A 6,183-nucleotide genomic window follows, 5' to 3' on the forward strand; every position below is an offset into this window, starting at 1 on the left:
CCGCCTGGCGACCTCACGCCCGCGCCGCCCCCTCAGCCACCGCCACACCCGGCGAGCGCTCTCCACCCGCCGCCCCGGCGGTGTCCTGCACTGAATCCGGGGCGGATGCCTAGGGTGTTTCGCATGGAATCAGCCCGATGGCATGCGGTCCGCCGATGAGCGAGCAACTCACCTACGCACCCGTCGGGGCCACCGACATCGCCGAGCCCGTCTGGGGTGCCACCGCGCCCGGCCTCCGGCGGTTCGAACGCACCGTGACCATCGGCCAGGGTATGGAGCTGTGGGAGCGGGCGAGCGACGAACTCCTCCGCTGGGGAGTGAAGCGCCGCAGCGGTTTCCGAATCACCCCACTCGACAGCTCCGACACCCGCGTCACCGTCGATGCCCACTTCCGCATCAGCGTCGGCACGAAACCCTTCGTCATCCACGAACCAGTCCGCGTGGTCGCGGTAGTGAACACCCCCACCCGCCGCGGCGTCGCCTACGGCACCCTGCCGGGCCACCCCGTCTCCGGCGAAGAGGCCTTCCTCCTCCACCGATCCCCCACCAACACAGTGCACTTCACACTGCGCTCCCTGACCCAGCCCGCCCCCAACGGCCCCTGGCGCCCCCTCTTCCCCGCCCTACTGATAGCCCAACACCTCTACCGCCACCGCTACCTACGCGCCCTGCACTGACCAACACCCACCCGGGTGAGCACCTGCTGGCCGTGCGTGTCGTAGATCAGACGGAACCCATGTCGGCGGAGAGCCACTGTTCGGGGCGCATGAAGATCGCGATCTGGTCGCCCAGGGACTCCGCGTATTTCAGATAGGGGTCCACCTTGTCGGGTGGGAGGTAGCGTGCGGCCATTTCACGGACCAGCTCCTCGGTGCCCGGTTGTGTTCTGACCACCGGGCCCTCCGCGGTCACGTATCGGACCGTCGGCGTCAAGACCTGGGCCATAAGGCTGAATCGCCCGGCGTCCGCCAGCGCCCGTGCCTTCTTGGAGTCCGCGCTGGTCACCACCCACAGCTCACCCCCGGGCGAATACTGGTACCAGATCGGCACATTGAGCGGCGCGCGCCCCGGGCCCACCACCACGGCGAGGGCCCCGATATGTGGCTGAGCCAGAAAATCCTGTCGTTCCTCCATCGTCAATGCCATGACTTCCACGGTACGCAGCAGGACTGACAATCAGCGGGCGGCGAGCCGGTGCGGCCTTGCAAACCAAGGGTTTTCACCCGTCGGGCGCATATGAACAACTCCCGAATCCGAAGCACTACGCAGCGGCCAAGTTCCCGACCTCCGGCCGGTCGGCATCGAGATAGACAACGAGGTGCACCGGATTCAGCTGCTGACCGATGGGACGGGTTAACTGCTCACCGAGTGGGAGCGCACGCGCGCCTAGGGGTCGAGCCCCGTTCGCGCGATTGGTTAATGGGCGGTAAACGCCTCTCCCACTGGCAATTTCGGCGTCGAAACACCGATATTTCGACGCTTCTGCTGGCATGATCTGAACTCCATCGCCGAATGGCCGCAGGAGGGGAATTGAGCGACTTTGTGCCAGATGAGGTAATCACCCAAGCATTGGACGTGCTCGGCACGGTAGGGACGACCACAGCCAACGCGGCGGGCACGGCGCTCGCCCAGGGGATCGCGCGATGGATGACCAGCCGGATCAGCCGACGACCCGATGAGAATTCAGGTCAGAACTCTGACCAGAACCTGCCCGATGCCGAGCAGCTCCGCGAATTGATTCGCACTGTGCTCGCCGAACAGCCCGAGCTACGCCGTGAGATCGCCCAATCAGTGTCCTCGGTGCAGGTTTCGGCAATCGGGAATGATTCCGTGGCTGTCAATACCGTCGGCGGAGACATGACTGTGACCAATCGTCGGCGGACGTTCTGGGCACGACGACGTGACTGAGGAGCCGCGACCGGAAATCTCCGTTTCCGCGACCGGAACCGGAAGCACCGCGGTGAACACCGTCGGCCGAGATATGAACGTCACGAAAGTGTTCGTGATGCTGCGCGAGATCGGGTATTGGCTCTTCCCGGTCCTCGCGTTGGTGCCGATCGGGGTGGCCTTCTTCCTGGGCCTGCCCGGCAACTTCGGGCAATTGATGCTCTATCTACTGCCGGGCCTCCTGGCGCTGATTGTGGGTTCGGCTGTTCCGGTGTTCGAGGGTGGGCGGCGCTGGCTGGCGATATCGGTGTCGGTCGCCCTGTGCGTGATGAGCGGATTGCTCTTGAGCCATGCCTGGAAGCATGCCGATCTCGATGTGACGGATCAGATCCACCAAACGGACTATCCGAGTCTCGTCGACGGCGACCGCCGCACAGTCACCATCGATCTCCCCCGACAGCGCTCGGCCCTGGCGCTCAGCTTTCGCTTCTCCGAAATCAACGGAGACCAGATCTGTGTGCCACACACGACAATTCAGGTATCGACCGCGTCCGACGGGGACGGCGGAAACCGGCTCGCGCCCGACGATACGGCGACCGTCCGGCTCGACCATGGGCGGAAGCGTGTCGTTCTCTATCTCAGATTCAATACCGATCACGGCTGCGTCGTCGACCTCCACATCAGCAAAGCAGTCCTGCGGGACCATTGAAGGGGACCCATGTTCAAGACCGCACGGCGACGCGGAATCGTGCTGTCGCTCATCGCGCTTGCGCTACTGCCGACCGGGTGCGGCGGCTCCGGCGGCACACCGAGCCTATTCCAGCAGAAGCGGGTGGTCATCGGCGTGAAGAACGACCAGCCAGGCACGAGCGTCTGGGATGCCTACCAGCGCACCGGATTCGACATCGACGTCGCCTACCACCTCACCAGGGCCGAGGGGATGGCACCGAACAAGAACGTCTTCAACGACATCCGCTCGGTCGATCGTTCACAGTCGCTGAAGGAGGATCGCGTCGATCTGGTGGTAGCGACCTTCTCGATCACTCCGGATCGCGTGAAGGACATCGATTTTGCGGGTCCCTACGCGGTGACCGCTCCGGGCTTTCTGGTCTTGAAGGACAGCCCGATAAAGTCACTCGATAATCTGAAGGGCGCCACCGTCTGCACCTGGGACGGAACCACGTCCCAGAACGAGCTCCAGCGCCACCCGGAGATCCTCAATGTGCCACTGCCCGATGCTCAGGACTGCATCAAGGCGTTGAAGGCCGGTCAAGTGGCCGCGGTCTTCACTGACCAGCTCATTCTCTATGGTTTCGCCGACCACGATCCGGATCACAATCTCGCAGTGGTGCCGGGCGCGATCCTCGGCACCCCGAACTACTACGGCATCGGCATCAACAAAGAGCACCGTTCCGACTGTGAGAAGCTGGCCAAGGATGTCATGACGTACGTGACCAGCAGCGACTGGCATGCGGACTTCGTCAAGGCCTTCCCGAGCTTGGCCGCCGACGATCAATGGGAGCGATTCCGACCCAACCCCACCGACATCACCCGGTTCTCATGCCAGGACAAACTCTCGAACTGATCCGGCCGACATCATTCGATGAGGACGAATAGACCCCAGTTGCGGCGGTCGGCTTCACGGACTATCTGTGACCACTCCTTCAAAATGTCTACCCAGTCATCGAAGTTGCTGTAGTTGGCCCATTCGGCTATTTCTGCCGTCGCCGCGGGGCGCAATTCTTCCAACCGGGCGGCGCAGGACGGCCATCGGCGAGCTAGGTCCGCGACCTCATCAGGTGAGCAGGCTGTGTTGATGCCTCTGGTTTTGTCTGCAGGCCACCCCGATGGGGCCACCAGATCGTCGTCGATTCGCCATCGCAGCAAACGGCCGAGGAAGGGATCGATCTGTGCGATCAGGTCGGCGGGGATGTCGTCCCGGTCGCACAGGTCTTCCCACAACTTGGCGAGACCGTGATGTGGCTTGGCGGAATTCGTGCCCCGCGCGAACCGGTAATCGCCATACCAGGGCGCTGTTTCATTTGGTCCCCAGTTGAAGCCGTAGGACTTCTCGATGTACTCGTCGAACTCGTCCCGCTGTGCGGCGAACAGGTCCCGCAGACCCTCGATGCCTACTCGATCCAAGATTCCGGTCAGCCGTTCCCAATCCGCGATCGCCACCTCGAGGTCTCGACCCATGTGTCGGACTCTAGATGCTGTCGAAGATCATCGTGAGATCATGGGCCCTCGCGAATCTGTCGGACCGGTGGCGATCTCCTCGGACGACCGAGTAGGCGGCGGATTGGGGGAGTAGCCGCAGAGGATCGAAAGTCCAGACCGCTCGGATTGATTACCTCCTCTATTGTCCGATTTTACGTAGCAATAGGACAAACGAGACTCCTGGACGGTTGGCGCAAAGAGGTCTGATCCAGAACGCAATAAGGCGTTCGCATCGCAACAAAGCCTGCTACCGTGTCCGGCGGAGCGACTCGGGGGTCGCGCAATCCATAACCGGATCATCTTGTGTTGCAAGCGCTTTCAAGCCAGGATGTACCGGCCGACGCGCGGCCTTGGGGCGCGGTCCGCGTGCACGGCCATCTTCATCGATGACGAGAAAAGAGAAGAAGCAGAATGCCCGAAGACCGTGCCGTCGACTCTGTGCCGGATCCAGATTCAGCCAGCCGGGCCGATGGTGATTCAGCCGCCCGGCGACCTCCGGATTCCACGGACTCAACGCCACCACCGCGTCCGGATCGACCCGAATCCGGTTCCCAACAGCCATGGTCGACCCAGATAACGATCTGTGTGCTCGGGCTGGTAGTTGCCGCCTTTGCCTTCGTATTCGGGATCACCTGGATCGGGACCGACGCGCGGCTCGCGGCGTTCCTCGCGCTCACCATCACGGCTGGCATCATCGCGGCTGTAGTTGCTCCCGGACGAACCCGCAGTCTCGCACGCAGATTGGTGCGCTTTCTTGCTGACCTTCCGGACGGCGACTCGCGGTGAAGATCGGACCTCCGCTCATTCTCGGGCCGACATTGTGAGGCTAGGTTCTAGCTGTAGCCGGTTCCCGCCAATTCAGCTTTCACCACCGCGTAGGCGGTGGATTGGGAGATGCCGCGGCGGGCCAGGAGGCCGACCAGGCGGTTCATGGCCTTGGCTCGGTCGAGGTTCGGGGGCAGGGTGCGGAGTTTGGCTCGGACGAGGTCGGTGGCACGGGACTGCTCGTCATCCTCGGAGGTGGTAGGCGAGTCGTTCAGGATGTCGGAGGCGTCGGCAGCGTGGGTCTCGTCACCGGTGGCGGACTGGGCGGCCGGCTCGGTCGGATCGCCAGGCTCATTCGTTCGGAATGCCGCTTCGAGTTCTGCCGAAACCACGCGGTAGGCGGTGCCCGAGTTGAAACCGCGGCGGGCGAGCATGCCGACCAGGCGGCGGGTGGCGGTGTCGCGGTCGAGGGTTGGGGAGAGAGTGCGTAGTTTGGCGCGGACCAGGTCTGTGGCGGAATCCATGTCGTCGGGGGCAAATTCGCGACGTTGGATGCCGCGGCTCGGAGGCTGCGATCGGGCGGACGAGGATGCGGGGTCGGTGGTGCGTTCCTCGGAGTCGGGAGGCGTGTCCTCGCGACGTTCGGCAGCGGCGGCGAGTTCGGCGAGGGCGACCGCGTAGGCGGTGCCGGGGGTGTAGCCGCGGCGGGCGAGCAGGCTCGCGAGGCGGCTGATCACCTTGTCGCGGTCCAGGTCCGGGGCGAGGGTGGTCAGTTTCCGGCGGGCCAGGTCGGCGGCGCGAGCGGTTTCAGCCTCGGGCGTGATCGCCTCCAAGGCAGGCTCGGCGTCCTCCGGGGCGATGCCCTTGCGGCGGAGCTCCTCGGCGAGGACCTTTTTGCCCTTGCCCGAGTACGTGTGCCGGGAATACACCCACTGCTGCGCGAACGCCGCGTCATCGACGAGCCCCACCTCGGCAAGCCGATCCAATGCCCGCTTCGCCACCGCGGCGGCAAAACCCTTCTCCGCCAGCCGCGTAGCCATCTCGGCCCGGCTCCGCGCCCGATCCGCCAGCATCCGCAAACAAACTTCCTTCGCCTGCGCCTCGGTCCCCCCACCCGCAGGCACCCCACCCTGAGACGGCTCGTCCCCCGACCGCCCCCGCCGCCCACCGCGACGCCCACGCCCCTCCACCGAATCCTCGGCAGCAACGGCGTTGTCGTCGAACTGACGGCGGTCGCCGCCCCTGCGGGTACTACCGGAATGTGCGCGACCGGCACCACCGTATGGGGAACCGTCACCGTTCTCGGACTCC

General features: G+C 64.4%; 7 protein-coding genes and 1 pseudogene. 4 read left to right on the forward strand and 4 right to left on the reverse strand.

What is annotated here, in order from left to right; translation table 11 throughout:
- Nucleotides 1–155 precede the first annotated feature (155 nt).
- A complete protein-coding gene (locus ACWELQ_RS34960) occupies nucleotides 156–677 on the forward strand; it encodes a DUF1990 family protein (protein WP_452401295.1) in 522 nt (173 codons plus the stop codon).
- Between the two features lie 46 nt (nucleotides 678–723).
- On the opposite strand, the gene ACWELQ_RS34965 is transcribed toward ACWELQ_RS34960, so the two are convergent.
- Nucleotides 724–1,146, reverse strand: a complete 423-nt coding sequence (locus ACWELQ_RS34965) for a pyridoxamine 5'-phosphate oxidase family protein (protein ID WP_452401296.1) — start codon at nucleotides 1,144–1,146, stop codon at nucleotides 724–726.
- A 384-nt stretch (nucleotides 1,147–1,530) separates the two neighbouring features.
- Here ACWELQ_RS34965 and ACWELQ_RS34970 point away from each other — a divergent pair, with 384 nt between their 5' ends.
- From ACWELQ_RS34970 to ACWELQ_RS34980, 3 genes are read left to right on the forward strand one after another with little or no spacing between them, the layout of a single operon-like run.
- Nucleotides 1,531–1,908 (forward strand): hypothetical protein, encoded by a 378-nt coding sequence (locus tag ACWELQ_RS34970; RefSeq protein ID WP_452401297.1) that lies wholly within the window; start codon nucleotides 1,531–1,533, stop codon nucleotides 1,906–1,908.
- Between the two features lie 52 nt (nucleotides 1,909–1,960).
- Nucleotides 1,961–2,596 carry a hypothetical protein gene (locus tag ACWELQ_RS34975; protein ID WP_452401298.1) on the forward strand — a complete coding sequence of 212 codons (636 nt, stop codon included), beginning with the start codon at nucleotides 1,961–1,963 and terminating at the stop codon, nucleotides 2,594–2,596.
- A 9-nt stretch (nucleotides 2,597–2,605) separates the two neighbouring features.
- A complete protein-coding gene (locus ACWELQ_RS34980) occupies nucleotides 2,606–3,472 on the forward strand; it encodes a transporter substrate-binding domain-containing protein (protein WP_452401299.1) in 867 nt (288 codons plus the stop codon).
- An 11-nt stretch (nucleotides 3,473–3,483) separates the two neighbouring features.
- Here ACWELQ_RS34980 and ACWELQ_RS34985 read toward each other — a convergent pair whose 3' ends face one another.
- The 3 genes and pseudogenes from ACWELQ_RS34985 to ACWELQ_RS34995 all read right to left on the reverse strand — a co-directional run.
- A complete protein-coding gene (locus ACWELQ_RS34985) occupies nucleotides 3,484–4,086 on the reverse strand; it encodes a hypothetical protein (RefSeq protein WP_452401300.1) in 603 nt (200 codons plus the stop codon).
- A gap of 854 nt (nucleotides 4,087–4,940) precedes the next feature.
- Nucleotides 4,941–5,396 carry a hypothetical protein gene (locus ACWELQ_RS34990; protein WP_452401301.1) on the reverse strand — a complete coding sequence of 152 codons (456 nt, stop codon included), beginning with the start codon at nucleotides 5,394–5,396 and terminating at the stop codon, nucleotides 4,941–4,943.
- A 123-nt stretch (nucleotides 5,397–5,519) separates the two neighbouring features.
- A pseudogene (locus tag ACWELQ_RS34995) lies at nucleotides 5,520–6,062 on the reverse strand (regulatory protein RecX); the annotation flags it as partial.
- Nucleotides 6,063–6,183 lie beyond the last annotated feature (121 nt).

The sequence above is a fragment of the Nocardia sp. NPDC004722 genome (genome assembly GCF_053601505.1).

Bases quoted from the DNA above. Each gene is read 5' to 3' on its own strand.
- ACWELQ_RS34960 (WP_452401295.1), top strand. From the start codon at position 156: ATGAGCGAGCAACTCACCTACGCACCCGTCGGGGCCACCGACATCGCC.
- ACWELQ_RS34965 (WP_452401296.1), bottom strand. From the start codon at position 1,146: ATGGCATTGACGATGGAGGAACGACAGGATTTTCTGGCTCAGCCACAT.
- ACWELQ_RS34980 (WP_452401299.1), top strand. From the start codon at position 2,606: ATGTTCAAGACCGCACGGCGACGCGGAATCGTGCTGTCGCTCATCGCG.
- ACWELQ_RS34985 (WP_452401300.1), bottom strand. From the start codon at position 4,086: ATGGGTCGAGACCTCGAGGTGGCGATCGCGGATTGGGAACGGCTGACC.
- ACWELQ_RS34990 (WP_452401301.1), bottom strand. From the start codon at position 5,396: ATGGATTCCGCCACAGACCTGGTCCGCGCCAAACTACGCACTCTCTCC.